Annotated in this window: 25 protein-coding genes; 11 read left to right on the top strand and 14 right to left on the bottom strand. The window is 67.6% G+C overall.

Annotated elements, in window-relative coordinates; all coding sequences use genetic code 11:
• Positions 1-9: 9 nt before the first annotated feature.
• Positions 10-2,586: a DNA mismatch repair protein MutS gene (mutS, locus tag BMZ02_RS00615; protein WP_091639034.1), complete on the top strand. Its 2,577-nt coding sequence runs from the start codon at positions 10-12 to the stop codon at positions 2,584-2,586.
• 218 nt (positions 2,587-2,804) lie between these two features.
• Positions 2,805-3,128 (top strand): ferredoxin FdxA, encoded by a 324-nt coding sequence (gene fdxA / locus BMZ02_RS00610; protein ID WP_091639032.1) that lies wholly within the window; start codon positions 2,805-2,807, stop codon positions 3,126-3,128.
• Between the two features lie 35 nt (positions 3,129-3,163).
• Here fdxA and BMZ02_RS00605 read toward each other — a convergent pair whose 3' ends face one another.
• From BMZ02_RS00605 to BMZ02_RS00595, 3 genes are read right to left on the bottom strand one after another with little or no spacing between them, the layout of a single operon-like run.
• Positions 3,164-3,883, bottom strand: a complete 720-nt coding sequence (locus tag BMZ02_RS00605) for a DsbC family protein (RefSeq protein WP_091639031.1) — start codon at positions 3,881-3,883, stop codon at positions 3,164-3,166.
• A 28-nt stretch (positions 3,884-3,911) separates the two neighbouring features.
• Positions 3,912-4,838, bottom strand: coding sequence for a site-specific tyrosine recombinase XerD (gene xerD, locus BMZ02_RS00600; protein ID WP_091639029.1), 927 nt, complete (start codon positions 4,836-4,838; stop codon positions 3,912-3,914).
• Complete coding sequence (locus tag BMZ02_RS00595; protein WP_091639027.1) at positions 4,813-5,592, bottom strand: slipin family protein; 780 nt, start codon at positions 5,590-5,592, stop codon at positions 4,813-4,815. Before BMZ02_RS00595 ends, xerD begins: the two co-directional genes overlap by 26 nt.
• A 162-nt stretch (positions 5,593-5,754) precedes the next feature.
• On the opposite strand from BMZ02_RS00595, the gene rlmM reads away from it, so the two are divergent.
• On the top strand, positions 5,755-6,837 hold the full coding sequence (rlmM, locus tag BMZ02_RS00590) for a 23S rRNA (cytidine(2498)-2'-O)-methyltransferase RlmM (RefSeq protein ID WP_091639026.1): 1,083 nt from the start codon (positions 5,755-5,757) through the stop codon (positions 6,835-6,837).
• Here rlmM and BMZ02_RS00585 read toward each other — a convergent pair.
• Positions 6,792-7,439 carry a hypothetical protein gene (locus BMZ02_RS00585; RefSeq protein ID WP_091639024.1) on the bottom strand — a complete coding sequence of 216 codons (648 nt, stop codon included), beginning with the start codon at positions 7,437-7,439 and terminating at the stop codon, positions 6,792-6,794. The two genes, rlmM and BMZ02_RS00585, sit on opposite strands and share 46 nt — an antisense overlap.
• Positions 7,440-7,725: 286 nt before the next feature.
• On the opposite strand from BMZ02_RS00585, the gene BMZ02_RS00580 reads away from it, so the two are divergent.
• The 5 genes from BMZ02_RS00580 (at position 7,726) to BMZ02_RS00560 (ending at position 12,123) form a co-directional block, all read left to right on the top strand.
• Positions 7,726-8,064 (top strand): VOC family protein, encoded by a 339-nt coding sequence (locus BMZ02_RS00580; RefSeq protein WP_091639022.1) that lies wholly within the window; start codon positions 7,726-7,728, stop codon positions 8,062-8,064.
• Between the two features lie 64 nt (positions 8,065-8,128).
• A complete protein-coding gene (locus BMZ02_RS00575) occupies positions 8,129-8,530 on the top strand; it encodes a response regulator transcription factor (RefSeq protein WP_091639020.1) in 402 nt (133 codons plus the stop codon).
• A complete protein-coding gene (locus BMZ02_RS00570) occupies positions 8,530-9,684 on the top strand; it encodes a YaiO family outer membrane beta-barrel protein (protein WP_091639018.1) in 1,155 nt (384 codons plus the stop codon). Before BMZ02_RS00575 ends, BMZ02_RS00570 begins: the two co-directional genes overlap by 1 nt.
• Positions 9,662-10,726: a HEAT repeat domain-containing protein gene (locus BMZ02_RS00565; RefSeq protein WP_091639017.1), complete on the top strand. Its 1,065-nt coding sequence runs from the start codon at positions 9,662-9,664 to the stop codon at positions 10,724-10,726. Before BMZ02_RS00570 ends, BMZ02_RS00565 begins: the two co-directional genes overlap by 23 nt.
• Entirely contained in the window at positions 10,723-12,123 is a 1,401-nt protein-coding gene (locus tag BMZ02_RS00560) for a glycosyltransferase family 2 protein (protein WP_091639015.1), read from the top strand. The genes BMZ02_RS00565 and BMZ02_RS00560 overlap by 4 nt, the downstream gene beginning before the upstream one ends.
• Before the next feature lie 9 nt (positions 12,124-12,132).
• Here the strand turns inward: BMZ02_RS00560 and BMZ02_RS00555 are convergent, their stop codons facing one another.
• The 6 genes from BMZ02_RS00555 to gloA form a co-directional block, all read right to left on the bottom strand.
• The gene (locus BMZ02_RS00555) at positions 12,133-13,617 is read right to left on the bottom strand and encodes an RsmB/NOP family class I SAM-dependent RNA methyltransferase (RefSeq protein ID WP_171909750.1); all 1,485 of its coding nucleotides are present in this window, start codon (positions 13,615-13,617) and stop codon (positions 12,133-12,135) included.
• 53 nt (positions 13,618-13,670) lie between these two features.
• Positions 13,671-14,495 carry a hypothetical protein gene (locus BMZ02_RS00550; protein WP_091639012.1) on the bottom strand — a complete coding sequence of 275 codons (825 nt, stop codon included), beginning with the start codon at positions 14,493-14,495 and terminating at the stop codon, positions 13,671-13,673.
• Positions 14,492-15,382, bottom strand: a complete 891-nt coding sequence (locus BMZ02_RS00545) for an alpha/beta hydrolase (RefSeq protein WP_171909749.1) — start codon at positions 15,380-15,382, stop codon at positions 14,492-14,494. Before BMZ02_RS00545 ends, BMZ02_RS00550 begins: the two co-directional genes overlap by 4 nt.
• The gene (locus BMZ02_RS00540) at positions 15,369-17,276 is read right to left on the bottom strand and encodes an Lnb N-terminal periplasmic domain-containing protein (protein WP_091639008.1); all 1,908 of its coding nucleotides are present in this window, start codon (positions 17,274-17,276) and stop codon (positions 15,369-15,371) included. The genes BMZ02_RS00545 and BMZ02_RS00540 overlap by 14 nt, the downstream gene beginning before the upstream one ends.
• 140 nt (positions 17,277-17,416) lie before the next feature.
• Positions 17,417-17,896 (bottom strand): DUF3015 domain-containing protein, encoded by a 480-nt coding sequence (locus BMZ02_RS00535; protein ID WP_091639006.1) that lies wholly within the window; start codon positions 17,894-17,896, stop codon positions 17,417-17,419.
• 183 nt (positions 17,897-18,079) lie between these two features.
• On the bottom strand, positions 18,080-18,616 hold the full coding sequence (gene gloA / locus BMZ02_RS00530) for a lactoylglutathione lyase (protein ID WP_091639005.1): 537 nt from the start codon (positions 18,614-18,616) through the stop codon (positions 18,080-18,082).
• A 192-nt stretch (positions 18,617-18,808) separates the two neighbouring features.
• Here gloA and BMZ02_RS00525 point away from each other — a divergent pair, with 192 nt between their 5' ends.
• Positions 18,809-19,888, top strand: coding sequence for a TRAP transporter substrate-binding protein (locus BMZ02_RS00525; RefSeq protein ID WP_091639003.1), 1,080 nt, complete (start codon positions 18,809-18,811; stop codon positions 19,886-19,888).
• 71 nt (positions 19,889-19,959) lie between these two features.
• Here the strand turns inward: BMZ02_RS00525 and BMZ02_RS00520 are convergent, their stop codons facing one another.
• The 3 genes from BMZ02_RS00520 to BMZ02_RS00510 all read right to left on the bottom strand — a co-directional run bounded on the left by BMZ02_RS00520 (position 19,960) and on the right by BMZ02_RS00510 (position 22,329).
• On the bottom strand, positions 19,960-21,327 hold the full coding sequence (locus tag BMZ02_RS00520; RefSeq protein WP_091639002.1) for a TRAP transporter large permease: 1,368 nt from the start codon (positions 21,325-21,327) through the stop codon (positions 19,960-19,962).
• Positions 21,327-21,905: a TRAP transporter small permease subunit gene (locus BMZ02_RS00515; protein WP_091639000.1), complete on the bottom strand. Its 579-nt coding sequence runs from the start codon at positions 21,903-21,905 to the stop codon at positions 21,327-21,329. Before BMZ02_RS00515 ends, BMZ02_RS00520 begins: the two co-directional genes overlap by 1 nt.
• Positions 21,906-21,996: 91 nt before the next feature.
• A complete protein-coding gene (locus tag BMZ02_RS00510) occupies positions 21,997-22,329 on the bottom strand; it encodes a hypothetical protein (RefSeq protein ID WP_091638998.1) in 333 nt (110 codons plus the stop codon).
• A gap of 316 nt (positions 22,330-22,645) precedes the next feature.
• Between BMZ02_RS00510 and BMZ02_RS00505 the strand changes: the two genes are divergently transcribed.
• Together BMZ02_RS00505 and BMZ02_RS00500 are read left to right on the top strand one after the other, a co-directional pair.
• Complete coding sequence (locus BMZ02_RS00505; protein WP_091638997.1) at positions 22,646-23,842, top strand: lytic murein transglycosylase; 1,197 nt, start codon at positions 22,646-22,648, stop codon at positions 23,840-23,842.
• Positions 23,843-23,857: 15 nt separating this feature from the next.
• Complete coding sequence (locus tag BMZ02_RS00500) at positions 23,858-24,835, top strand: hypothetical protein (RefSeq protein ID WP_091638995.1); 978 nt, start codon at positions 23,858-23,860, stop codon at positions 24,833-24,835.
• Here BMZ02_RS00500 and BMZ02_RS00495 read toward each other — a convergent pair.
• Positions 24,805-25,578 (bottom strand): helix-turn-helix domain-containing protein, encoded by a 774-nt coding sequence (locus BMZ02_RS00495; protein ID WP_091638994.1) that lies wholly within the window; start codon positions 25,576-25,578, stop codon positions 24,805-24,807. The two genes, BMZ02_RS00500 and BMZ02_RS00495, sit on opposite strands and share 31 nt — an antisense overlap.
• Positions 25,579-25,641: the final 63 nt, after the last annotated feature.

Here is a 25,641-nt window from a genome sequence, read left to right as displayed (position 1 = left end):
GGACCAACCATGACGGACGCCGCCACCAGTCAACACACCCCCATGATGCGGCAGTACCTGCGGATCAAGGCGGATCACCCGGACATCCTGGTGTTCTACCGCATGGGCGATTTCTACGAGCTCTTCTACGACGACGCCCGCCGCGCCGCAGAGCTGCTGGATATCACGCTCACCGCGCGCGGCCAGTCCGCCGGGGAGTCGATTCCCATGGCGGGTGTGCCCGTCCACGCCGTGGAGAACTACCTGGCCCGGCTGGTGCGCCGCGGTGAATCCGTGGCGATCTGCGAACAGATCGGCGACCCGGCCACGGCGAAGGGGCCGGTGGAGCGCCAGGTCACGCGCATCGTCACCCCGGGCACGCTCACCGAGGATGCGTTGCTGGAAGAGCGCCAGAGCAACCTGCTGGCCGCCATCAGCCACCACCGGGGCCGGTACGGGCTGGCGGCGCTGGAAGTCTCCAGCGGCCGCTTCTCGGCCCAGGAGATCGACACCGAGGAAGACCTGCTGGCGGAGCTGGAGCGGCTGCATCCGGCGGAGCTGCTGCACGACGAGGATCAGCCCCTTCCCGAGGCGCTCACCCACCGGCGGGGCCGGACCCGCCGCCCGCCCTGGCACTTCGAGGAAGACGCCTGCCGGCGGCTGCTGACCCGCCAGTTCGGCACGCAGGATCTCGCCGGGTTCGGCTGCGAGGACCTGCCCCTGGCCATTCGTGCATCCGGCGCGCTGCTGCAGTACGTCGCCGACACCCAGCGATCCGCGTTGCCGCACGTCACCGGCATCACCGTGGAGCAGCGCGATGAAGGCATCGTCATCGACGCCGCAAGCCGCCGCAACCTGGAGATCGAGTACAACCTCGGCGGCGGCACCGACAACACCCTGGCCTGGGTGCTGGACACCACTGTCACCGCCATGGGCGGGCGCCTGCTGCGCCGCTGGCTGCATCGCCCCCTGCGCGCCCAGCACCGCGTGCGCGCCCGTCACGACGCCCTGGAACAGCTGGTGGACGGGCGCCGCTACGAAGGCCTGCGCGAGATCCTGCGCGGCACCAGCGACGCCGAGCGCATTCTTGCCCGTGTCGCCCTGCGCTCGGCTCGCCCACGGGACCTGGAAGGGCTGCGCTACGCCCTGGACCGGCTGCCCGACCTGCAGGCGGGGCTGTCGAGCGCCGACGCGGAGCTGCTCGCGGACATCGCCACGCGTCTGGCACCGCACCCCGAGACCAGCGACCTTCTGCGCCGCGCCCTGGTGGACAACCCGCCGGTACTGATCCGCGACGGCGGCATGATCGCCGACGGCTACGACGCCGAGCTCGACGAGCTGCGCGGGCTGAGCCGCAACGCCGACCAGTTCCTGATCGACCTGGAGGCCCGCGAGCGGGAGGAGACGGGGATCAACACCCTCAAGGTGAGCTACAACCGGGTGCACGGCTACTACATTGAAGTCACCCGCGCCAACGCCGACCAGATCCCGGACCACTACACCCGGCGACAGACGCTCAAGGGCACGGAGCGCTACATCACGCCCGAGCTGAAAGGCTTTGAAGAGAAGGTGCTGAGTGCCCGGGAGAAGGCGCTGGCACGGGAGAAGGCGCTCTACGAGGCACTGCTGGAGCAGCTCAACGAAACCCTGGGCGGCCTGCAGACGGCCGCCGGCGCCCTGGCTGAGCTGGACACCCTGGCCTGCCTGGCGGAACGGGCCGACGCCCTGGGCTACACACGACCGACGCTCCAGGACGAGCCGGGGCTGACCATTGAACAGGGGCGCCACCCCATCGTCGAGACGGTGCTGGACGACGCCTTCGTGCCCAACGACGTGCATTTCGCCGACGACCGCCGCATGCTCATCATCACCGGCCCGAACATGGGCGGTAAATCCACCTACATGCGCCAGGTGGCACTGATTACCCTGCTCGCCCACGTGGGCAGTTTCGTCCCGGCGCATACGGCCCGGCTCGGCCCCGTGGACCGGATTTTCACCCGCATCGGCGCCTCGGACGATCTCGCCAGCGGCCGCTCCACGTTCATGGTGGAGATGACCGAGACGGCCAACATCCTGAACAACGCCACCCCGAACAGTCTGGTGCTGCTGGACGAGATCGGCCGCGGCACCAGCACCTTCGACGGCCTGTCACTGGCCTGGGCGGCAGCCGTATGGCTGGCGGAGCGCCTGCGCGCGTTCACCCTGTTCGCGACCCACTACTTCGAGATGACGTCGCTGCCGGAGCACCAGCCCACCGCCACCAACGTTCACCTGGACGCCGTGGAACACGGCGAGCGCATTGTATTCCTGCACACCGTGCGGGAAGGCCCCGCGAGCCAGAGCTACGGCCTGCAGGTGGCCACGCTCGCCGGCGTGCCCCGGGACGTGATCAATGCCGCCCGCGGCAAGCTTGAGGAGCTGGAACGGGAGACCCGTCGGCGCGACGAGCCCCTGGACCAGCTGCCCCTGTTCGCCGAGCCGGCACCACCGCCCGGGCCGGGCCCGGTGGAGACGCGCCTGGATGCGGTCAACCCCGACGAGCTTACCCCCCGCCAGGCGCTGGACCTTCTCTACGAGCTCAAGACGCTCGCCGGCGGGGACTCGTGAGCACTGCACAACTGCGCTAGACTATCGCGGGATTCGCGCGCTCAGGGTATGATTGCGCGCTCCCGGAGAGCGACCATGGCGGCACCCCGGCAGGGGCCAGCCGCAGACCCGCTTCTCCCCGCATCGGAACCGGCCGGACGCGCCCCAGGCATACAGGCGCCCGCCGTGCATCGCCCGCCGGGTGTCGGCCGTCTCGAACAAACGCAACGGAGCAACCCATGACCTTTGTTGTCACGGAAAACTGCATCAAGTGCAAGTACACCGACTGCGTGGAAGTCTGTCCGGTGGACTGCTTTCACGAGGGGCCGAACTTTCTGGCCATTGACCCGGACGAGTGCATCGACTGCACCCTGTGCGAGCCGGAATGCCCCGCTGAAGCGATCTACTCCGAGGACGACCTCCCGGACGAGATGAGCCATTTCCTCGAGCTCAACGCGGAACTCTCCCAGCAGTGGCCGGTGATCACCGAACAGAAGGATCCGCCGGAAGACGCCGAGGAGTGGGACGGCAAACCCAACAAGCTGGAATTGCTGGAACGCTGATCGTCACCCGCCCAGGAGCCCGCCGGTGGCGGGCTCTATTCGCTCTCCAGACGCTGCAACAGCTCATCGGGCGGCACCATGCCGCGGTGGACCGTGCCCGCTTCACTGACGATTGTCGGGGTGGCGTTGACGCCCAGTGACTGCGCCAGATAGAACTGCTCTTCCACCGGATTGCTGCACTCCCGATGCTCCGGGGTCTCCCCGGCCTTGGCGGCATCCATGGCCGCGTTACGATCGTCCGCACACCACACGCTCACCGCCTTGTCGTAGGACGCGGTACCCACACCGGCGCGCGGCATCTGCAGATAGCGAATGGCAATGCCCGCATCCAGGTACTCATCCATGCGGCCGTGCATCTGGCGGCAGTACGGGCAATCGATATCCGTAAAGACCGTCACCGTATGGCGGGTTTCACCATCGGGCCGGTAGACGATCATGTTGTCTTCACCGTGCTCCTCGATACGGTCACGGCGCAGCTCACCCTGCAGGGCGTCGGACAGGGACTCCTGGGCGTCCAGGTCCATGATGTCCCCCTGGATCAGGTAACGACCGTCTCCGGAGATGTACGCCACCTGCCCCTGGACCACGATCAGGTAGATGCCCTCCAGGGGCGTGGGTTCGACACGCTCCGGCTCCAGATCCGGGCTCATGGACTGCAGCCGCTCGGTGATGCGCTCCGTCACCTCGTCGGCAGAGGCGACCACCGCCGCGAGCATGAGCAGACTGGCCGCCAGAGCGGAGATCAGAACCTTCATGAATGACGTACTCCTCGGATGGCGGCCATCAACCGCGCGGGTGATGCTCGGCGTGCAGCTCCTGCAGACGCTGACGCGCCACGTGGGTATAAATCTGGGTGGTGGACAGATCGCTGTGCCCCAGGAGCAACTGTACCACGCGCAGATCGGCGCCGTGATTCAGCAGATGGGTGGCAAAGGAGTGCCTTAACGTGTGCGGTGACAAGGGCTTGCGAATCCCGGCGACCACCGCGTAATGGCGGATGCGATACCAGAACGCCTGCCGGGTCATGCCGCCCCCGCGGGCGGTGACGAACACGGCATCGGAGACGCGCCCGTGCAGCAGCTCCGGGCGTGCGCTGCCCATGTAGTGATCGAGCCAGTCCAGTGCGGCCTCACCCAGCGGCACAAGACGTTCCCGGTCGCCCTTGCCGATCACGCGCACCACACCCTGGCGGGTGTTCACCTGCCCCAGCCGCAGGCCCACCAGTTCGGAGACCCGCAGCCCGCTGGCGTAAAGGCACTCGATCATGGCGCGGTCGCGCAGGCCGATGGGGTCACCGGTATCGGGAGCGGCCAGCAGGCCCTCCACCTCGGATTCCGTCAGCGCCCCCGGCAGCGGCTGCCCCAGGCGCGGCGAGTCCACTTCTGCGGTGGGGTCACGCTGGACCACGCCCTCGCGCAGCAGCCAGCGGTAGAAGCGGCGCAGGGTCGAGAGCAGCCGCGCCGTGCTGCGCGGCCGCGCCCCCGCCTGCACGCGCTCCGCCAGATAGCCGAGCACCGCGGCCTGGTCCGCCTGCTCCAGATTGCCGTCCGACCGCCCCAGCCAACGAGCGAACCCCAGCAGATCGGTGCGATACGCCGCCAGGGTTCGTTCGCTCAGGCCACGCTCCAGCCAGAGCGCATCGAGAAACGCCTCGATGCGCCCGACACTGGCGGGATCGGCAGGCTCAGCCGGCGCTGGCGCCGCCACCACCCTTGCTCCGCTTGATGAGGTCTTCGAAGGCACCCATCAGGTCCATGGGCATGGGGAAGACGATGGTGGAGTTCTGGTCCTGGGCAATGCCCGTGAGTGTCTGCAGATACCGGAGCTGAATCGCCTGGGGATTCTGCGACAGGATGTTGGCGGCGTCCTGGAGCTTCTGGGCCGCCTGCATTTCCCCCTCGGCGTGGATGATCTTCGCGCGCCGGCTGCGCTCCGCTTCCGCCTGCTGGGCGATGGCGCGGATCATGCTCTCGTCCACATCCACATGCTTGATCTCCACGTTGGCCACCTTCACGCCCCAGGCGTCGGTATGCTCGTCGAGAATCTCCTGGATGTCCTGGTTGAGTCGATCCCGCTCCTGCAGCATTTCGTCGAGATCGTGCTTGCCCAGCACCGAGCGCAGCGTGGTCTGCGCCAGCTGGCTGACCGCGGCGTAGAAGTCCTCCACGTTGATCACGGCCCGCTGCGGATCGACCACACGGAAGTAGATCACGGCGTTGACGCCAACGGAGACGTTGTCTTTCGAGATCACGTCCTGGCTGGGGACGTCCATGACCACCGTACGCAGATCCACCCGCACGATCTGCTGGATCAGCGGGATGACCAGGATCAGGCCGGGGCCCTTGACGCTCCAGAAGCGGCCGAGCTGGAAGATCACACCACGTTCGTACTCGCGCAGGACGCGGATCGCCGACGCCACAAGAGCGACCAGCGCCGCGCCGATAATGAGCAGAATCGTTTCCATGGACTTCTCCTTGCCATTGCATGCAGTTCAGAAAGCAGTCCGGGTGGCCTGCGCCCCCGTTTCGACATCCCGTCGGTCACAGCGTTCAGCATAGCGTCTCTTGTGCCCGACAAGGAACAGCCGGCGCGGACGGCGGCGGTGCGTTCCGGTTACACTCCCGCCATGTCAGAGATTGCACCCTGGACCGCCGGCGCCGCACTGCTGGCCTACACCCGCGCGGGGCTCGAGAACGACGCCGCGGCGGAGCTGACGGACCGCGCCACCGGGGCCGGGATCCATGGCTACTGCCGCACCCACCGGGACGGCGGGCTCGTGGAGTTCCACAGCCATGACGGCACCCCGGTCGCCCCGCTGCTGCGGGCATTGCCGTTCACGGCGCTGGTCTTCATCCGCCAGTGGCTCACCGGCCACGGCTGGCTCACGGGGCTGCCCGAGCAGGACCGGCTGACACCCCTGCTCCAGGCACTGCCCCCGGGCGACGTCTACGCCGATGTGCGCCTGGAGTACCCGGACACCAACGACGGCAAGGGCCTGTCCCGATTCTGCAGGGGCTTCGGTCGCGCCGTTGAGCAGGCACTGCGGCAGCGCGGCGCACTGGACGCGCACGCCGTTCAGCGCCTGCACCTGCTGTTCACTGACTCGGCCACGGTCTTCCCCGGCATCGCGCCCCTGGACAACAGCTCGCCGTGGCCGCTTGGCATCCCCCGGCTGCGCATGCCCGCGGAGGCGCCCAGTCGCTCGACCCTGAAGCTGGAAGAGGCGTTACTGACGCTGCTGCACCCGGCAGAGCGGGAGCGCCTGCTGCACGCGGGCGCAACGGCCGTCGACCTGGGCGCCGCTCCCGGGGGCTGGACATGGCAACTGGTGCGCCGGGGATTGCACGTCACGGCCGTGGACAACGGCCCCATGGACACCGCGCTACTGGACTCCGGGCTTGTGGATCACCGGCGCGAGGACGGCTTCCGCTACCGCCCCCGCCGCCCGGTGGACTGGTTGGTCTGCGACATGGTCGAACGCCCGTCGCGGATACTCCCGCTGATGACCGCCTGGCTCACGGAAGGCGCGTGCCGGCAGGCGATCTTCAACCTCAAACTGCCCATGAAGCAGCGCCACGCGACGGTGCGCGACGGCCTGGAGCAACTCCGCGCTGCGCTGCAGCGCAGCGGGCGCACCATGGACGTGCGCTGCAAGCAGCTGTATCACGACCGCGAAGAGGTCACGGTCTGCGTGTTGCCGTCGGCCTGATCACCAGCCAGGTCGCTCAGCGCCAGCAGCGGCTCCAGCGTCAGGCTGAACCCCACGGCAACGGGTTCACCCTCCTGCCGCAACACGCCACAGCCACCCACGTCGTGCCAGCGGCCACGCGCCATGAGGTCAATACGGAAATCGCGCCCGGGAAGCACCGCGGACCGGGCCGGTGTGAGGCGGTAACTGACACCGGGCACGGCCGTACGGATGGCGCCCTGCACCAGTGACGCCAGCACCGTCGACGCCGTCTCCCCCAGCAGCCAGATGTCCAGCTCATGGGCCACCAGTGCGGTCGCGTCACTGCGGCGGCTGCCGCACACCAGCCCGGCGCAGCGAACCACCGCATTGCCGACGCCGTCGGCGGCAAGATCGGGCAACTGGGCCAGCACCGTTTCCGTGGTGCTGTGCCTGGCGCGCCAGCCCTCCGGGCCGGGCACCAGGGGCGGCGTGCGCAGGGTGCGGCGCACGCGCTCCGCATCAGGTGTGTGCAGCCGCTCGATCAGCTGCTGCATGGGATGGTCGCCCTGGGCGGGGTCGGTCAGGTCGCGACGCGCCATCAGCGCTCGAACCGGATCCGGTCGGGAACAGTCGTCGGTCATCATTGCCTCCTGATCAGGTTCATCCGCCACGGATACACAACGAAAAACGCCCCCGGTCTCTGATCCGGGGGCGTCATCGTGGCGGTAACCTGTCAGCTCGGCTCCATCAGCGCAACGGCGCCCTGCCCCCGGAACGGTCTTCGAGACCGGGGCAAGTAAATCGCCAGTCGTAGCGCCAATGGAATTGACCAAGTACGTTTATCATGAGGTGACGTTAGCACCGAGTGCGGGCAGCCGGCAAGCGGACGCACGCGGGCCAACCCGCTACTGTGCAGGAGCGACCGCCATGAAACGGTTCCATATCGCCCTCGCCGTCGACGATGTCCATGCGAGCATCCCCGATTACACGCGGCGGCTGGGTGTGGAGCCGGAAGTGGTGATTCCCGGCGAGTACGCCCTGTGGCGCACCAGCCAGCTGAACTTCTCCGTCCGCCGGGTGCCGGGCGCAGCCGGCGGCGTACGCCACCTGGGGTGGGAGGACCCCTGCGCACCGACCCTGTCAGTGGACCATGACGTCAACGGCGTCATCTGGGAGACCTTCTCCCGGACCGACCAGCGCCTGGAGATCGAGGCCATCTGGCCCCCGAAGACCGGCCACGACAGCGACGGCGATCCGGCGGATTAGCGCCATCTCCTTACGGCTGGTAGTGTAAAGCGTAGTGACAGCGATACGACCGTAAGAAAAAGCAATGTCTGATCACGATGCCCGGCCGAGGGCCGCCCGCATACTCGCGATAGAAGACGACCCGGACATCACCTACCTGATCCGCTTCATGCTGGAACGCCAGGGGTATGATGTCGATATGCGAGCCGATGGCCGCGCCGGGCTGGACGCGCTCTCCGGGCCCGTGCCCGACCTGATCCTCTCCGACATCATGCTGCCCTACGTCGACGGGCTGGAGCTGGTTCGCCGGTTTCGTGCGCACCCCGACTGGGAGAACGTGCCCATTGTCATGCTCACCGCCCGGTCGGGGGAGAACGACATCGTGCGCGCGTTCGACGGCGGCGCAGACGACTACATCGTCAAGCCGTTCAAACCGGACGAGCTGCTGGCACGCCTGAAGCGGCTGCTCAAACGAGCTCCGGCGTGATGGTGAACGGCTGGCCGACCGGGGGGGCGCTGACCGCAGCGCTCGCGGGCGCCGTGCTCGCCTGTTCCATCACTGCAACAGTTGCGGGCACAACCCTTGAAGAGCTGGACGCCGCCCTGGAGGCCGCCCCGGACGACCAGGAACTGCGGTTCGACCGGGCCCGGCAACGGGCGTGGGCCGGCGACTACGACGGTGCCCTGGCCGATTACGACCGCCTCCTGGCCGATGCCCCCCATGAGCCGGATTACCTGCTCGGCCGCGCTCAGGTCCTGCTCTGGTCGGGCGCGGCCGACGAGGCGCTGCCCCTTCTCGCCCGGGCCCGGGAAGCCGCTCCGGATTACGAGGCGGTCTGGCGCGTGGAGCTCCAGGCGAGAGCCGCCGCGGACGAGACGGACGAGGCGTTCCTGGACGCGGCACGGGACCGGTTTCCCGACGCGGACTGGCTCCCTGAGCCACCCCGCCGGGCCTGGGAAGTGGAGGGCTCCGTACGCCATGACTACCTCACCCGCGGTGCGGACGACTGGCAGGAGATCCGCGGTGACTGGCTCTCCTACCGCCGCGGCGGCCTCACCTGGAGCGGCCACGCCCGGCAGGCCTGGCGGTTTGATGACAGCGACCAGGAGCTGGGGCTGGCCGTCAGCCGTCCGCTCGGCCCGGCCTGGAGCGGTCGCGTGGAAGGCACGGTGAGCCCCGCCGACGGATTCCTGCCGGACCGGAGCCTGGGCGTCAGTGCCGGGCGCCCCCTTCCGCTCGGCTTCGGTATCGACGTTGGCCTGCGACGCAGCATGTACCCGGCGATCGACGTGGACGCCGGGCGCGTGACGACAGAGCGCTACTTCGGCCCATGGCGCGCGGCATACAGCGCCGTGCTCACCCGCCTTCAGGGAGGCAGCAGCCAGCTCAGCCACGCCGCATCGTTGACCCGCTACTACCAGGAGCGCAGCCATGCGGGGGTCACCCTCAGTGCGGGCACGGAAGACGAGTACGACGCCGCGACCGGTGACGTGGAGCCATTCACCGTGCGCGGCGCGGTGGTCGAGGGGCGGCACTGGTTCGCCCCCGCATGGGCCGTCTCCTGGGAAGCGGGCTATCACGAGGTCGACGACGCTTACGAGCGCTGGGGTGTAAGGCTTGGACTCCGTCATTCATTCTGACGCGGTCGTCCAGGCTGCCATACTGACCGGCCTGGTCCTGTTCGCGCTGACCATGGCGATCATGGCGCAGGTTCTGTGGCTGGGCATCAGTGCGCGCGCCAGTGAGAAACGCCAGGCCCGGTTCCTGGAGACATGGCGCCCGATCATGGCCGCCGCGGCACTCGGGGACGTCCAGCAGGTCCTGCCCGCCATTCACTGGAAGGACCAGCTCCGCTTTCTGCTGCTCTGGAACCGCGTCCAGCAATCGGTGCGGGGCCAGGCCCACACGGCATTGAACCAGCTGCTCTACGCCACCGGGATGCACACGGTCACCCGCCTCTATCTGGAGGCTGGCTCGCCACGGGCCCGCATGGTTGCCATTACCACCATGCGCTATCTGGCGCCACCCGGCGCCAACCGCCGACTGCTGCTCATGGCGCGCCGGGCACCGGGCCCCGTGTCCGTGGCGGCGGCGCGCACCCTCGTCACGATCGACCCGGAGCGCAACATGCCGCAGTTGCTGCCCATACTGCTGGCGCGCAGGGACTGGTCCACACCCCATTGTATCGACATCGTCAACACAGCGGGGCCGGAGGCGGCTAACGCCACCCTGCTTCCGGCGTTCCGCGAAGGGACGTTCGCGGAGCGCGAACGACTCCTGCCCCTGCTGGAAAGCACCCACATCAGTCAACGCACGCGCGCGCTCCGCGAATTCCTGGATGAGCACCCCGACGACAGCCTCACCGCGCAAGCGCTGGATCTGCTGGCCGTCGCCCGGAACCCGTACGACACCGAGCGCATGCGCGCTCTGCTCGACCACCCTCAGCCACGGGTGCGCGCCATCGCGGCACAGGCCCTCGGGCACACGGGCGCGGGCACGGATGACCTGCAACGCCTGCAGCCATTGCTCGCGGACGCCAGCTGGTATGTCCGCCAGGCGGCGGCCGGCGGGATCGTCGCATTGCACGGCCTGGCACCGGAGGCAGTCGAGGAACTGAGCCACACCTTCCCTGACGACTATGGCCGACAGGCCCTGCAGCGGGCACTGGAGGCCAGGCCATGACGGGCGACATCCTGGTGATTGCGCAACTGGTCTTCCTGGCCTACTTCATAGGCCTGAACGGGGGCTATCTCACGCTGAACCTGCTGGCCCTCGCCTCGCTGCGGCGGAGCCTGCGCTACCGGACCGATGGCGAGACCGGCGTCCCTTACCTCGGGATCGAGCCCGGCACATCCCTGCTGGTGCCTGCCTACAACGAGGAGACCACCATCGTCGCGTCGATCCGCTCCATGCTCCAGCTGGAGTATCCGGACTTCGAGATCATCGTGATCAACGACGGCTCCCGCGACGAGACCCTGGACGCCCTGAAGCGCGCCTTCGATCTCCAACCGCAGCTGGACCCGGCGCTGCGGGTCGTACCCTGCGCGCCGGTGCGCGGCGTTTTCCGTTCGCGCAACCACCCGGAGCTGACCGTGGTGGACAAGGCCAACGGCGGCAAGGCCGACGCACTCAACGCCGGCCTCAACTACGCATCGAAGCCGCTGTTCTGCGCCGTGGACGCCGACTCCATCCTGCAGCGGGACAGCCTCCTGCGGGTGGTGCAGCCATTCATGGACGATGAACGCACGATCGCCGCCGGCGGCACGGTGCGTGTCGCCAACGGCTCCGACGTCCAGGGCGGATTCCTGGTCAGCGCCGGCCTGCCCCGGAGCCTGCTGGCGCGGTTGCAGATCGTGGAGTACCTGCGTGCGTTCCTGTTCGGCCGGCTGGGGTGGTCGCCCCTGAACGCGCTGCTGATCATTTCCGGCGCCTTTGGCCTGTTCGACCGCGACCGCGTGATCGCCGCGGGGGGTTACCGCACGGACTGCGTCGGCGAAGACATGGAGCTGGTGGTCCGCCTGCATCAGTACCACCGTGAACGCCGCATTCCTTACCGTATCCGCTACGTGCCGGACCCGATCTGCTGGACCGAGGTCCCGGAGGACATGGGCACCCTCCATCGGCAGCGAACCCGCTGGCAGCGTGGCCTGGCGGAGAGTCTCACCAGCAACTGGCGGCTGGCCGCCAACCCGCGCGGCGGCATGCCGGGACGCGTCGCCTGGCCCTTCATGGCCATATTCGAGTGGCTGGGCCCACTGATCGAGCTGGCCGGCTATCTGTTCATGGTGACCGGATTCGCCATGGGCTTCGTCTCCGGCCCCGCGCTGCTGGCGTTCATGCTGGTCGCCGTGGGCTTCGGCATGGTGCTGTCGGTCACCGCCCTGCTTCTGGAGGCGCTTTCGTTCCGCGTCTACACCCGCCGCACGGACATGCTGCGGCTGTTTCTGGCGGCCCTGGTCGAGAACCTGGGTTACCGCCAGCTCAACACCCTGTGGCGCTGCCAGGGGCTCTGGCAGTGGCTGCGGGGCAAGCGCCACGAATGGGGAGAAATGCGCCGGGTCGGCACCTGGAGCTCCTGAGCGGCAGGCTCAGCCCTCCTCCGGCGTCATCAGCGCGGCCCCGTCACGCAACCAGGCCTTGGGCATCAGGCTCTCCACGTGCGCAGTCCCGGTATCACGGTCGAAGATGAGCTGCCCCAGGCCCAGGGTGTACCCGCGGTAGCGCAACACCACGTAACCGGCCGACGTGCAGGCGGCCAGCTGCTCCGTGGACAGCCCGTGAACCGGATGGCGTTCCAGGTAGCGCCGGGTCTGGGCAGTCTCCAGCGTGATCACGTTGCGGGTGGCCTCCGGCCCGTAGAGCATGGCCGCCGCCGTGGTCGGTTTCACGGGCAGACTGCGGCGCCGCACCGCCGGCAGCCCGAGCATCTCGGGTGCCGGCGCTTCCGGGTAGCGGTGGTCCACCGGCGCAAGATGCAGGTGCTTGTTGCCCCGCTTCACCGGAACCGCGCCGTCGAATGCCGCCCACGGGATGCCGAAGCGCTCGGTGAGCGGCTCAAGCCAGCTCCGGGGCTCCTCCGGGGGCGTAAACCAGCGCGGCTCCTCAACGCGGGTGGCGTCGGCACTGCGCTCGAGCACCGCCACGAAGAAACCGCCGGTGTCGTTGTGGTGTGGCCAGACTCTCAGGGTATCGGCCACGGCCGGATCGTACCGGCGCCCTTCCCATTCGGTGATACCCGGGGTGGCCTGCAATCCGGGCACGTTCGCCGGCACCACCCTCAGTTCACCCGGGTAGCGGTCCAGCAGCGTGTCAATCACCGCCTCGTTCTCCTCCGGGGCCAGGGTGCAGGTGGAGTAGACCAGCCGCCCACCCGGCCGGGTGAGCCGCATGGCCCGTTCCAGCAAGCGCACCTGGACGGCGGCCAGGCGGGAGCGGAACGCGGCCGTGCTGATGGTGGGCACGCGCACCTTGCGGAACGTCCCCTCACAGCTGCACGGGGCATCCACCAGCACCCGATCGAACTGGCCGGCGCGGGCGCCGATGGACTGCCCGTCCTGCGCCGTGATGGCCACATTCATGAGCCCGAGGCGCTTGACGGTCTGGCGCAGCGCCGCCAGCCGCCCCTTGCGCAGGTCGTTGGCCATGACCGTGCCCCGGTTGGCCATGGCCATGGCGATCTGGGCGGTCTTGTTGCCGGGGGCGGCACAGAGATCCAGAACCCGCTCACCGGGCTGCGGCTCCAGCAACGCCACCGGCAGCATGGAGACTTCCTCCTGCACCTGGAAGAGCCCGGCCATGAACCCCCAGTGCCGCCCGGGACGGGCGTCCGGATCAAGCCGCACGCCCTGGCGCGACCACGCCATGGGGGTGGCGGCGATCCCGTCGGCACGCAGCACCTCCAGGAGGTCGTCGCGGGACAGCCGCCGGGGATTCGCCCACACGGTGGTGGGCAACGGGCGCAATAACGACTGAACCAGTGCCTCGGAGTCATCGACAATCCCCTCATAGCGCGCGCAGAGCCTGCGCGCGAGGGTCTCGCGGTCGGGCGCGACGGGGTGTTCCGCGGCGGTCACGGGCAGTCCTCCAGGGCGGATGCAACGGGGCGCGTATGCTACCCGATCCACGGTCAGCCGTGCGAACCCTCGCCCAGTTCGTCGTCGACGGCAATGCCTTCCGGGGCGTCCGACTCACTGCCCAGGAACACGTCCCGGTAGCCGACGTACAACAGCGCACCGAAGAACGGCAGCAGCGCAATGAGAATCCACCCGACGGTGACCAGCAGCAGTGCCGCGGCCAGCATCAGCAGACCGGTGACTCCCATCATGGGCGCCGGATTGAGTGGATAGGCGCGCGCACTGGCCGCCATGGCGGGCGGCAGCGGCGGGTTGTGCAGGGCCATCATGGGCAGCAGAAACCACTGCCCGAACGCCAGCAGCATGAGCAGCATCCCCACCAGCGCCACGCCGAACAGCCCACCGGGAACGAGCACGGGACCCAGGAGCGTGTGCCGCAGGGGAGGTTGCGCGGGCAGCCCGTCCGCCTGCACGGGGCTCCACAGGCCCAGCTGCTGCACCATGCCCACGAAACCGTCTGCCAGCGGGGCGGTGACCGTGGCAAGGCCCCCGTGCAGCGCCATGGCAGCGGCGGCACACCCGACCGAGAGCAATAGCTCGCCGTTCCCGGGTAGCAGTTGCGACGGCCATGGACGGCGGCTGTGATCCGCGTACCACGCCAGCCGGATGAAGACCATCAACGCCAGCGGCAGGCAGAGCAGCATGAGGAAGACGCGCACGGGCCCCCACTCGACCAGATGCACGGCATAAAAGATGACCAGCACCAGCGCGAGCACCACCACTGTCAGCGCCGGCCGGTGCAGGAGCAGCCGGAGGGCTTCCCTGGCCCACTCGCCCCATGCGTCCGGCTCGACCTCGCGCGGGCCGAGGGCGCTCATTCGCCCTCCTCGCCGGCGTCATCACCACCAACGGGCCCGAGCACCCCGTCAAGCCAGGCCACCAGGCGACGGCGCACATTGTCCCGCGCCACGGCCTGGGTATGACCCACCCCCCGGTAATGCCAGGCGTCCTTCGGCGGCTGCGCGGCGGCGTAGAGGTCCTGGCTGTGGTGGGACGGCACCACCCGGTCGTCGTCACCGGCAATCAGCAGCAGCGGGATCGGGCTCACGGATGCGACGTGATCAATGGGCGCATGATCATCGTCGATGGTCAGGCTCAGGGGCCACTGAAACGGCCAGGTCAACCACAGCTCGCCGAACTTCTCCCGGGCAATGCCACGGTAACTGGAAAAGGGGCTGTCGGCGATCAGTCCGCGCACGCCGTGGGCCGCACCGTGGTTGGCGACGGTGGTAATGGCCACGGAGGCGCCCAGGCTCTGGCCGAAGACGACGATGCGCTCCGGGTCAACGCGACGGTGGCGAGCGACGCGGGCCAGCGCGGCGGCGGCGTCCATGTGAACGCCGTCGAAATCGGGTGTCCCCGCAGACAGGCCGAACCCGCGGTAGTCGAGGAGAAAGACATTGTAGCCCTGCCCGGGCAGCCAGTAGACGGCGCCGATGTGCGTACTGATGTTCTCGGCGTTGCCGTGCAGGAAGAGAATCGTGCCGCGCGGCTCGTCGGCCGGCAGGAACCAGCCGTGCAGCGGGGTGCCGTCCAGGCTGTCGAACCAGATATTCTCGTAGTCGATACCGGCCTGGGCCGGATCCCAGCGATGCCCCGGCTCGGGAAGAAAGAAAAAGCGGCTGCAACCGGCGATCAGCATCGCGGCGACCACCAGCAGGCCCAGCCACAGGCAGCGCCTGCCGCGGTGGTCAGAAATAGCCATACAGGGTCGCCTGTACCGCATTCTCGTGAACATCGAAATCGTGCTCCCGCGTCACACCCACCCGTAGCGAGACGTTCCGGAAAGCGGTGAACGACTGCTCCGCGCTCACGCGCCAGGCGGGGCGGCTGGTATCGGTCTGCCACGCGGTCTCGGCCCGCAGCCGTGTGCGCAGTGACGCGCCGGTCCAGAGCAGATCCAGGCGCGGCCCCGCGCCGGCGCGGACGCTGTCGTCCAGACGCTCGGAGCCCCACGCATCCGCCTGTACACCGGCATAGGCCCACAGTGGCGTGTCGCCGGCCTGCCAGGTGAACCCGCCGCCGCCATCAACGCCGCCCATGAGCGACCGCCTGCCGTCGGGGCGCAGCCGCTGCTCGGCCCCGGCCCGGATGTTCCAGGACCAGGGGCGGAAGAGCTGATCCCGGGGATTCAGGGACTCGATGTCGATCACCATCAGCCGCTCGAGCTCGATGCGATCGCGGCCTTCGTCGTAGCGGACCTCCACATCACCGTAGCTGATGTGGGCACCGGGGATGTAGCCCTCCGGCGGGTCGAGCATGTCATGGTAGGCGGGCCGCCAGTGCAGGCTGCCGAATGTGGCGTCACCCCGTTCGCCACCCCCGGCGCCAAGGCGCAACGTACGATGCCCCTGGTCCGGGCGTGTATCCGGTTTCGGCGGACGCTCGGCGCCGGGCACCCCCGAGAGCTGGCTCCGGGCGATCAGGAGTTCACGCATGCGCTCGCGCTGATCCCCTTCCATATCACCCGAGTGCCGGAGAAAGTTCAGGTAGTCGTAGGCCGTCTCCAGGACCAGGCCCCGCTGCTCGCGCTCGATGTCGTCCACCGCGTCGGGGCTGCGTTCGCCGCGGGCCAGGGCCACGGTGACATCGAGCAGTTCAGGCGGCATGATCGCGATCTGATGGTCAAGCCGGGTCCGCTCCGCCGGCCGGTACACCACCTCCCGCAGCATGTCCTCCTCGCGCAGTACCTCGCGCACGGTATCCGTCGGGATTGCCCACCAGTTGAAGCGGTCGGAGAGGTTCATGCCCGGGCGGGCCACATCCAGAAGCTCCAGCAGGCGGTAGGAACAGTTCTGATAGAGGAAGTAATAGGGGAACGGCGTATCGCGCAGCTCCCAGGTGTGCTGCATCAGCCGCTCCACCTCGTGGGGCTCGAGGTTGAGGCGATACTCCCAGAGATCACGGCTCTCCAGGCTGTTGTACTCACGCACCTTGTCGTAGTACGGCATGATGGAGAACAGTCCGGGGTAACCGCCGGTCAGCCCCCGCACGGCGAAGACCAGCCCGCTGCTCTCCTCCGTGGCCGCTGCGTGGTTGATCACGTAGGACAGCAGCCGCGTGTCTTCGTCCTGATCGGGCGGATCCACCCGCAGCAGCGTATGCCCGTACATGGAGGCGGGGTTGCCCAGATAGGCCGCCGCGAACACCAGGGTGATCTCGTGCGGGTCGATACCCTCGTACCACTCCTCGAACCGTTGACACGCCACTGCGGGGAAGACGTCCGGGTCCAGCTCCAGCCGCTCCTTCAACCACGCGCGGCGCGCGGGAAACCGGCACTGGGGATGCTGTTCGTCACCGTCGACCGTGTCGGGATCACGGAAGAACGCGGCAATGGTGGCGTCCAGCTCCGCTTCCGGGTCCCGCCACCCGTCGTCCGCATTGAAAAACCCGGAATCCCGGCTCTCGCTGCGCCGCCCCGGCAGAAACCGGCGTTCACGGTAGTGCAGCAGGTCCTGCCATTCACGCTCCCCGGCAAGCCCCTGTTCGCGGGCCGTCTCCTGCAGGTCGGCCATCGGCGTTTGGGTCGTCGGAGCGGCGGCAACACTGCCCGAGGCGAGGACGAAAGCAACCGGCGCCAGATAACGCGTCACATCCATGGATGCCTTACCAAGACAAGGGGACCCCGGTGGGCAAGGTCACCCATCAGCCGGGAAGCGCCCGGGCTACATTGAGCCCGGGTCCATACACAAAGAGGCCGCCTCCACCTGGAGGCAGCCTCTTGAGCAACGCGTTGCGCTCAGACCGAGTAGCCGGCCAGACGCTCGTCGTTTTCCACCGTCTGGTTGATGCCGGAGATGACATCGTCAGCGGTGACGTCACTGGAGGAGAAAATGGAACCGTAGTTCTCCTGCAGGGCAGTGAAGAAGTGATCGCGGTCCTCGGCGTCCACGCCCATGACCTCGGCCAGGCCGTGCAGGGATTCGCCGTCGCCCACGGACATGTCACGCGCCAGGGCGTCCATGTTCGAGCCGGTGTACATGCCCAGCCGCTCGGAGGACTCGATGACGCCGTCCTGTTCGCATCCCAGCGTACCGGAGGTGATACCGAAGGTCTGGTTGCCCGACGTGCCGTTGGTGGTCACTGCCAGCACCTGCGGTGCGATGCCCTGCTGGCCGTCCCACACCATGGTGCCCAGGCCACAGCCGGTGCTGTCGGCGTGCGCGGACGTGGCGTAGACGGTGCCAAGCAGTGCTGCAGCAAACAGTTTCTTCTTCATTGGTAAACTCCTATTGTGTTGGCGAAGTCTAAAGACTCCGTTGGGTGTTCGGCCTTATCCCGACCGAACTTCCGGGCGAATCCACTGCCCGACTCGGAGTAGTACCATATCCGGCCGTCGCTACGCCATGCCCGACGCGGCCTGGAGCCGAGTGGACCACCGCTGCCCCGGCCCCCGGACGGATCACAGTCCGCCCATGCGATCTGCCTGGAAAATCTCGATCCAGTAGCCATCCGGGTCCTTGATGAAGGCAATTCCCTTCATCTTGCCGTCATCGGGCCGCTTGACGAACTCCACGCCCTGCTCCTCGAAGCGGGCACACGCCGCCTCCACATCCGGCACCCCGAACCCGATGTGCCCGAACCCCTTGGGTTCCTCGTTGCCGCTGTGGTAGCTGACGTCGGGATCATTCTCGTCACCCCAGTTGTGGGTGAGCTCCAGTACCGCTTCCCGGCCGAAGGTGTACTCCGTGCGGGCGGCATCGTCCGTGGGTACTTCGTCCGCACGCTCTTCGGGCACCATGGCCAGGAAGTACAACGTAAACTCCATGGCGGGAAACTCGAGGCGGCGCAGCAACCGCATCCCCAGCACGCGGGTGTAGAAGTCCAGGCTGCGGCGTGGTTCCTTGATGCGCATCATGGTCTGGTTGAACACGAAGGCATCGGTCTGGGGATCGGGCTGCTCACAAAGCCCCTCAGCCTGATCGAAATGACGCGACATATCGCCACTCTCCTGTGGTTACCTGAAAAACCGACACGATACCCGCTTCCCGGCACGCCGGGGAAGCGCCCGGACTCGCATCACGCCGCGACGCGCGTTATCGTTAGGCGGCAACCGGCCGTCCGTCGCCGGCGGGCGCTCCGGCGCGATGAACAACTGAAGCAAACAACAAAGATCCGAGGGAGAAGCCCCATGAAACGTCGTCATTTCCTAACGGCAGGCGGCGCTGCCGCCGTCGCCGCGAGCACCGTCTATTCCCCGAACGTCATCGCCAGCAACCGGCGTTTCCGCCTGGAGATGCCCACCTCCTGGCCGGCGGCGCTGGAGAACCTCTACGGGACTGCCGAGTACTTCGCCCGGCGCATCGGCGAGATGACCGACGGCGACGTGGAGGTGCGCACCTACCCGGGCGGCGACCAGATCGGCCCGCTGGAGGTCTACGGTGCCGTGGCGAGCGGTGCGTTCCCCTGCTGCCACACGGCGCCCTACTATTTCATCGGCGAGTCTCCGGCCCACGGGTTCTTCACCGCCATTCCGTTCGGCATGACCCTGGACGAGCAGAACGCGTGGATGATGGCCGGCGGCGGCCAGGAACTCTGGGACGAGCTCAACGCCAAGGACAACATGATCGCCTTCCCCGGCGGCAACACCAGCGCCCAGACCGGCGGCTGGTTCAACAAGCGCATCGAGTCACCGGACGATCTGCGCGGCCTGCGCATGCGCTTCCCGGGCCACGGCGGGCGCGTGATGGCCAAGGCCGGCGTCAACATCCAGCAGCTGCCCGGCGGCGAGGTCTACACCGCCATGGACCGCGGGGCGCTGGATGCCGCCGAATGGGTTGGTCCCGCGGACGACAAGACCCTCGCCATGCACGAGGTCGCCCAGTACTACTACATGCCCAGTTGGGCCGAGCCCAGCGCCATGCTCGGTTTCTACTTCAACCTGGATACCTGGAACGAGTTCCCGGCCGACATCCAGGCCCAGATCAAGGCGTGCTCCCATGAAGCCAACATGTGGATGGCGGCCCAGTACCTGGCCACCAACCCGGTGGCTCTCGAGACGCTGCAGGACGAGCACGGAATCGAGGTGCTGGACTTCCCCGAGTCGGTAATGGATGCTTTCCGCGAGGGCGCACGCGAGGTGCACGAGGAAGACATGAACGACTCCGACTACGCCAGGATCCACGGCGAGTGGGAAGCCTTCATGAAGAAGGTCCGCGGCTGGAACGAGCGCACCACCTACCAGTACCAGAGCTACATCTTCGACCGCTAGGCGTTACGGCCGATGGGCGGGTTCTCCGCCCATCGGCCGGCAGTGAGGCGCCGCCGCCGGCCCTGCCGGGGTCAGTGCCTGGAGACCTCGGGCAGCCAGAGCACCAGGTCGGGGAACGCGACGATGATCCCCAGCATCAACAGTTGAATCGTGATGAAGGGAACGATCCCGCGGTAGATGTCGCGCGTGCGCACGCTGGGCGGCGCCGCTCCACGGAGGTAGAACAGCGCAAACCCGAACGGCGGCGTCAGGAACGATGCCTGGAGATTCATCGCGATCAGGACGCCGAACCACACCGGATCGAAGCCGAACATCACGGCAACCGGAGTCACCAGCGGCACCACGATGAACGTGATCTCGATGAAGTCCAGGAAGAAGCCCAGGATGAAGATCGTCAGCATCACGAACAGCAGGAAACCCCATTCCCCGCCGGGCAGATCCGCAAGAAACCCTTCCACCATCCAGTGACCGCCCAGCGCGTTGAACACCATTGCAAACGCGGTAGCCCCCACCAGGATGATGAACACCATGCTGGTCAGCCGCACGGTCTGCTCGTTGACCGCGCGGATGTTGGTCAGGGTCAGGCGCCCGTTGAGCAGCGCCAGAATGGTGGCGCCGAAAGCACCCATGGCGCCTGCTTCCGTGGGTGTGGCGATCCCCATGAAGATGGTGCCCAACACCACGCCCACGAGAATCAACGGCGGCAGCAGGCTGCGGATCACGGCGGCCGCGAGGTTCCTGGTGGCGAACTCCGCGGCGACAGCCGGCATGGCCGGCGCCTGATCCCGGTTGTAGAACGCGAACACGGCGATCCAGATCATGTACAGCCCGGCCAGAAGCAACCCCGGCAGCAGCGCCCCCATGAACAGGTCACCGACGTTCACCCCGGACATCTGATCCGCCAGGATGATGAGCACCACGCTCGGAGGGATGATCTGGCCCAGGGTGCCGCTGGCGGCGATGGTGCCCGTGGCGAGCCCCTTGTCGTAGCCATACTTGAGCATGACCGGGAGCGCCAGCACGGTCATGGTCACCACCGAGGCACCAACCACACCGGTGGAGGCGGCCAGCAGCGCCCCGACAGCCACCACCGAGATGGCAAGCCCGCCGCGCATGCGCCCGAACAGCCGGCCCATGGTCTGCAGCAGATCCTCCGCAAGCCCGGAGCGTTCGAGCATCACGCCCATGAACACGAAGAAGGGCACGGCCACCAGGGTGTAGTTGTCCATGATGGAGCCGAAGATCCGCTGCGGCAGAATCAGCAGGCGCCGCACGCCGAACGCCGGGTCCCAGGGGAACGAGAAGCCCATGCCCGGCAGCAGGTCGCTGAACAGCAGGGTGAAGATGACGGCCGTGCCACCCAGGGCAAACGCCACCGGATAACCCGTCAGCAGCAGCACCAGCAGCACCGCAAACATCCAGAAGGCGAGGTACTCCATTACGCCTCCCCTTCCGCGAGCTTGCGACGCATGTCGTCATCCCCCGGGCCGGGCACCCCCGGAATGCCACGCAGCCAGGCGATACGCTTGATCAGCTCACTGACTCCCTGCGCCAGCAGCATCGAGAAGCCGGCCAGAATAACCGCCTTGATGGGGTAGCGGGGCAGCCCACCGGGGTTGGGGCTGGACTCCAGGATCCGCCAGGAGCGGGCAACGTAGTCAACACTGAAGTACAGGGCGAAAATGCAAAAGGGAATGAGGAGAAACAGCGTGCCGAACACGTCGATCCAGGCCTGGGTCCGCTGCGTTCTGCCCCCGTAGATGACGTCCACGCGAATATGGCCGTTGCGGCGCAGCACGTAGGCCGCCGCCAGCAGGAAGATCATGGAATAGGCGTAGGTCTGCGCTTCCAGCAGCGCATTGGAGCTGAGCTGCATGCCCAGCGACGCACCAAGATAGCGCCCCACCACGTTGATGACGCCGATGGCGACCATGGCCACTGCCACCCAGCCCATGGCCCTGCCGATAAAGCCGTTCAGCGCGTCGATCCCCCGCGCGAACAGTAATAGGCCCCGCATGCCCCAACCCCCGAAACTCACCTGAGCCGGGGATCATAACGGCCGGGCCAGAACGCTGCAAAAAAACCCGCCCCGGGGTGTGACGCCGATGTCAGTCTTCCACGATCTGCCCCCGGTAAACCCGCTTCCGGCGGCGCTCCGTCGCCTGACGTTTCCCCTCGGGCAGCAGGCGGGCATACGCGTCCGGCAGCACAACCCCCTGGGCTGACAGGTGGGCCAGCTCGTCCTCGCCCATGAGATACAGGAGCTCGTCGAACAATGACTGGATCTCGGGGCGCTGATGCTGTGCCGCATGCGCAATCAGCGCCATGACTTCCTGCTCGCTGGACAACGCGGTCCGGCCACCGTCGAACTTGCAGACCAGTCGCGCCAGGCGCGCGATCACCAACCGCACCTCGAAAGAGAACTCTGTATGGTCGTCCATCCCACCTCCGTCGGTCTGCCTGCCATGACGAACCGCCATTCCTGCACTGTCGGGGCGCACTCCACGCCCCCATTGCACCACGCTGGTGCGCCGGCGCCCGTCACCGCGCCGGGAAAACGGGACACCGGGGAACCCTGGCTGGTGCCGCAGGTCCACGAACAGGGAGCAGCAAGAACCGAACCACGATTGTCCGTAACCCGTCTGCGCCACCCGGACCACGGAGGCGGCTCCGGGGTTTCGGGACAGTGCCGGCTGCGGCTCTGGACTATCATTGGCCGGGCCCGAACCCGCCACACCATCACACGGAGACCTGACCATGACCCGCGCACGCCACGTCGCCCCGTTTCTGTTGCTGACAGCTTCGGGACTGGTCCATGCCGATTTCGAGGCCTGTCGTGATCACCTGAAACAGGAGGCAGAAGCAGCGGGGATCACCTCCTCCGAGGCCATGGACGCCATTGCCGCGGTCGAGCAGCGAGAGCGCATCATCGAGCTTGACCGCAGCCAGCCGGAGTTCGTGCAGACATTCCGGCAGTATCTGGACGCGCGGGTCACGCCCGCCCATGTGGAACGGGGGCGGGAGCTGGTGGACGAACACGACACCCTGTTACGGCGCGTGCAGTCGGATTTCGGCGTGCCTCCCGCCTATATCGTCGCCTTCTGGGGGCTGGAGACACACTTTGGCCGCCATTTTGGCCGCGTCCCCGTGATGGACGCCCTGGCGACTCTGGCCTGCGACCAGCGCCGCTCGGAGTTCTTTACGGCGGAGTTCCTGGACGCGCTGCGCATCGTCGATGACGGCAATATGGCCGCGGGTGACATGCAGGGCTCCTGGGCAGGTGCCATGGGCCACATGCAGTTCATGCCCTCCACCTTCAACGCCCACGCCGTGGACTACGACGACTCGGGCCGGATCGATATCTGGAACAGCCTGGACGATGCGTTCGGCTCGGCCGGCAGTTACCTCCAGGCCATGGGCTGGCAGCCCGGCCAGCGCTGGGGCCGGGAGGTCACCCTGCCCGACGACTTCGATTACAGCGAAGCGAGCCTGGACACCCGCCGCAGTGTCGACGACTGGGCGGACATGGGCGTGCGCACGGCCACCGGAGACCCGCTGCCCAGCGCGGACATGGAGGGGAGCATCATCGTGCCCTCCGGGGCCAACGGGCCGGCGTTCCTTGTGTACGACAATTTCCGTGTCATCATGCGCTGGAACCGATCCATCTCCTACGCCATCAGCGTGGGCTATCTCGCGGATCGCGTGGCCGGGCTCGGGGAGATCCGTGCCGACTGGGATGAAGAGCCGCTCGCCATTGAAGAGGTGGAAGAGATCCAGCGTCACCTCAATGACCTGGGGCACGACAGCGGTGAGCCGGACGGCATGCCCGGCCCCCGCACGCGCGCGGCCATCCGCGAGTTTCAGACCGCGGCCGGCCACACCGCCGATGGCCACCCCGACCATGACCTTCTGGAGGCACTGCGGCGCGCAGTGGAGGACAGCAACACGCAATGACACGACAACCAGTGCATGGATAGCAACCAGCCGGAGCGCTGGCAGATCCCGGCTGCCATGGCCGCGCTCGGGCTCGGCGGCGGGTTCGCGGCGCTGGCGCCGGAGCCCGCCGAAACGCTGGAGCCGGTCGTCTGGCCCGTGCTTGCGCTGCTGCTCTACGCAACCTTCTGCCAGATCCGCTGGCGCGATCTGCGCCCCGCCGCGGACGGCATCCGGTTCCTGAAGGCCCTGGCGCTCAGCCAGGCCGTGTTCGTGCCGCTGCTGGTGGCGGTGCTGACACTGCCGCTGCCCGGCTCGCCGACACTGAAGCTGGCCATTCTCCTGGTGCTGCTCGCCCCCTGCACCGACTGGTTTGTCACCTTCACCCATCTGGGCGGCGGCAGCACCCAGCAGGCTACCGTGGCAACGCCGGTCCTGCTGGCCGGTCAGCTCGTGCTGCTGCCCCTGTGGCTGCTACTGCTGGCAGGGCCGACCGCGGTTGAAGCAATCGCCGTCGACCGCTTTCTGGTGGTGTTTGCGGGATTGATCGCACTGCCGCTCGGGCTCGCCCTGATTCTGGAGATGGGCACCCGACGCTGGCGCCCACTGCAGCGCGTCGCGCACATCAGCCGCCAATCCATGACGCCGTTCCTGTTACTGCTGCTGTTCATGCTCACGGCCAGTCATGTGCCACAACTGGCCGGCACCGGTAGCGTCCTGATGGGCGTCGCGCTGCTCTACATTGCTTACCTGCTCGCCGTCCCGGCCCTGGGCGTCGTGGTGGGCCAGCGACTGCAACTGAGCCCGGTCGCAACGCGGACTCTGATCTTCAGCCTGGCTGCGCGGAACTCGTTCGTGGTGCTGCCGTTCGCGCTGACACTGCCGGAGCCGGCCCTGGCGGCAGGGGTGATCGTACTGCAGAGCCTGGTGGAAGTGGCCGGGTTGATCCTGTATACCCGGCTGGTCCCGGCCCTGGTCCCGCTTCAGGCTTCGACGCCGTCAAACAGCGGATGAATGGCAACCGGCTGGGCGTTACGCAGAATGCCCGAGGGCTTGAGCCCGAACAGCATGCGAAAGTCACGCGCCAGCTGGGAGGGATCCCTGAACCCGGCGTTCAGCGCCGCCTCGGTGATGCTGCCACTGACACCAATGGCCATCGCCAGGCGCTGGATGCGCGTCCACAGGCGAAAACGGCCGATGGACATGCCGATCTCCTGGCGAAACAGATGGCCAAGCCGGCTGGGTGACAGCCCTACATGCAGGGCGAGCTGCTCCTGATCGTTGGGCGGCCGGGAATCCTCCAGCAAGGCGTGAATGGCCCGCCTGACCCGCGGATCCAGGGCCTCGGGCTGCGGCCCGGGAAGCTGGTCATCCAGGCGTTGCAACACGCGCTCCGGAACCACATCTCCCGACGCGGCCCGCGCCAGGGTACCGGGGAGCTCCGCAGCGAGCACCGCCGGCAACCCGTCGCTCACGATGGGCACATCGCTCAGATGCCACGCACGCCGGGCGACGGGGTGATGGGGCCCGAGCAGCAGGTGGCCGATGCGTGTGCCACGGTAGTCGAGCTTCGGCACCGTCGCCCCGGGGTACACCCAGGCACTGCGTACCAGCTTCCCCTCCGCGCCACCCATGCGGAACGGCCCGTCGATCCCCATGATCAGGGTATGCGCCGGGTTGCGGTGCTCCTCCACCGTATCCACGCGACCGGTGAACAGCGTCCAGTCATACCCGATGAAAAGCTGCGCGGATTCCATGGCCAACCCCGCGTCAATGACATCCTGTGCTGTCAGTATAGGCCGGTACACCCGCCCTCTGCC

It is taken from the genome of Aquisalimonas asiatica (assembly GCF_900110585.1).
GTDB lineage: Bacteria > Pseudomonadota > Gammaproteobacteria > Nitrococcales > Aquisalimonadaceae > Aquisalimonas > Aquisalimonas asiatica.
Note: the sequence above shows the minus strand (reverse complement) of the source record. Positions and strands in the feature narration are given on the sequence as shown.

Excerpts from the sequence above, each read along its gene's own strand:
- BMZ02_RS00595 (WP_091639027.1), bottom strand. The coding sequence starts at position 5,592 with ATGGAAACGATTCTGCTCATTATCGGCGCGGCGCTGGTCGCTCTTGTG.
- BMZ02_RS00560 (WP_091639015.1), top strand. The coding sequence starts at position 10,723 with ATGACGGGCGACATCCTGGTGATTGCGCAACTGGTCTTCCTGGCCTAC.
- BMZ02_RS00535 (WP_091639006.1), bottom strand. The coding sequence starts at position 17,896 with ATGAAGAAGAAACTGTTTGCTGCAGCACTGCTTGGCACCGTCTACGCC.
- fdxA (WP_091639032.1), top strand. The coding sequence starts at position 2,805 with ATGACCTTTGTTGTCACGGAAAACTGCATCAAGTGCAAGTACACCGAC.
- mutS (WP_091639034.1), top strand. The coding sequence starts at position 10 with ATGACGGACGCCGCCACCAGTCAACACACCCCCATGATGCGGCAGTAC.
- BMZ02_RS00545 (WP_171909749.1), bottom strand. The coding sequence starts at position 15,382 with ATGGCTATTTCTGACCACCGCGGCAGGCGCTGCCTGTGGCTGGGCCTG.
- BMZ02_RS00585 (WP_091639024.1), bottom strand. The coding sequence starts at position 7,439 with ATGACCGACGACTGTTCCCGACCGGATCCGGTTCGAGCGCTGATGGCG.
- BMZ02_RS00580 (WP_091639022.1), top strand. The coding sequence starts at position 7,726 with ATGAAACGGTTCCATATCGCCCTCGCCGTCGACGATGTCCATGCGAGC.
- BMZ02_RS00500 (WP_091638995.1), top strand. The coding sequence starts at position 23,858 with ATGGATAGCAACCAGCCGGAGCGCTGGCAGATCCCGGCTGCCATGGCC.
- BMZ02_RS00515 (WP_091639000.1), bottom strand. The coding sequence starts at position 21,905 with ATGCGGGGCCTATTACTGTTCGCGCGGGGGATCGACGCGCTGAACGGC.
- BMZ02_RS00510 (WP_091638998.1), bottom strand. The coding sequence starts at position 22,329 with ATGGACGACCATACAGAGTTCTCTTTCGAGGTGCGGTTGGTGATCGCG.
- BMZ02_RS00570 (WP_091639018.1), top strand. The coding sequence starts at position 8,530 with ATGGTGAACGGCTGGCCGACCGGGGGGGCGCTGACCGCAGCGCTCGCG.
- BMZ02_RS00505 (WP_091638997.1), top strand. The coding sequence starts at position 22,646 with ATGACCCGCGCACGCCACGTCGCCCCGTTTCTGTTGCTGACAGCTTCG.
- BMZ02_RS00540 (WP_091639008.1), bottom strand. The coding sequence starts at position 17,276 with ATGGATGTGACGCGTTATCTGGCGCCGGTTGCTTTCGTCCTCGCCTCG.
- BMZ02_RS00575 (WP_091639020.1), top strand. The coding sequence starts at position 8,129 with ATGTCTGATCACGATGCCCGGCCGAGGGCCGCCCGCATACTCGCGATA.
- BMZ02_RS00495 (WP_091638994.1), bottom strand. The coding sequence starts at position 25,578 with ATGGAATCCGCGCAGCTTTTCATCGGGTATGACTGGACGCTGTTCACC.
- BMZ02_RS00550 (WP_091639012.1), bottom strand. The coding sequence starts at position 14,495 with ATGAGCGCCCTCGGCCCGCGCGAGGTCGAGCCGGACGCATGGGGCGAG.
- BMZ02_RS00525 (WP_091639003.1), top strand. The coding sequence starts at position 18,809 with ATGAAACGTCGTCATTTCCTAACGGCAGGCGGCGCTGCCGCCGTCGCC.
- gloA (WP_091639005.1), bottom strand. The coding sequence starts at position 18,616 with ATGTCGCGTCATTTCGATCAGGCTGAGGGGCTTTGTGAGCAGCCCGAT.
- BMZ02_RS00605 (WP_091639031.1), bottom strand. The coding sequence starts at position 3,883 with ATGAAGGTTCTGATCTCCGCTCTGGCGGCCAGTCTGCTCATGCTCGCG.
- BMZ02_RS00520 (WP_091639002.1), bottom strand. The coding sequence starts at position 21,327 with ATGGAGTACCTCGCCTTCTGGATGTTTGCGGTGCTGCTGGTGCTGCTG.
- rlmM (WP_091639026.1), top strand. The coding sequence starts at position 5,755 with ATGTCAGAGATTGCACCCTGGACCGCCGGCGCCGCACTGCTGGCCTAC.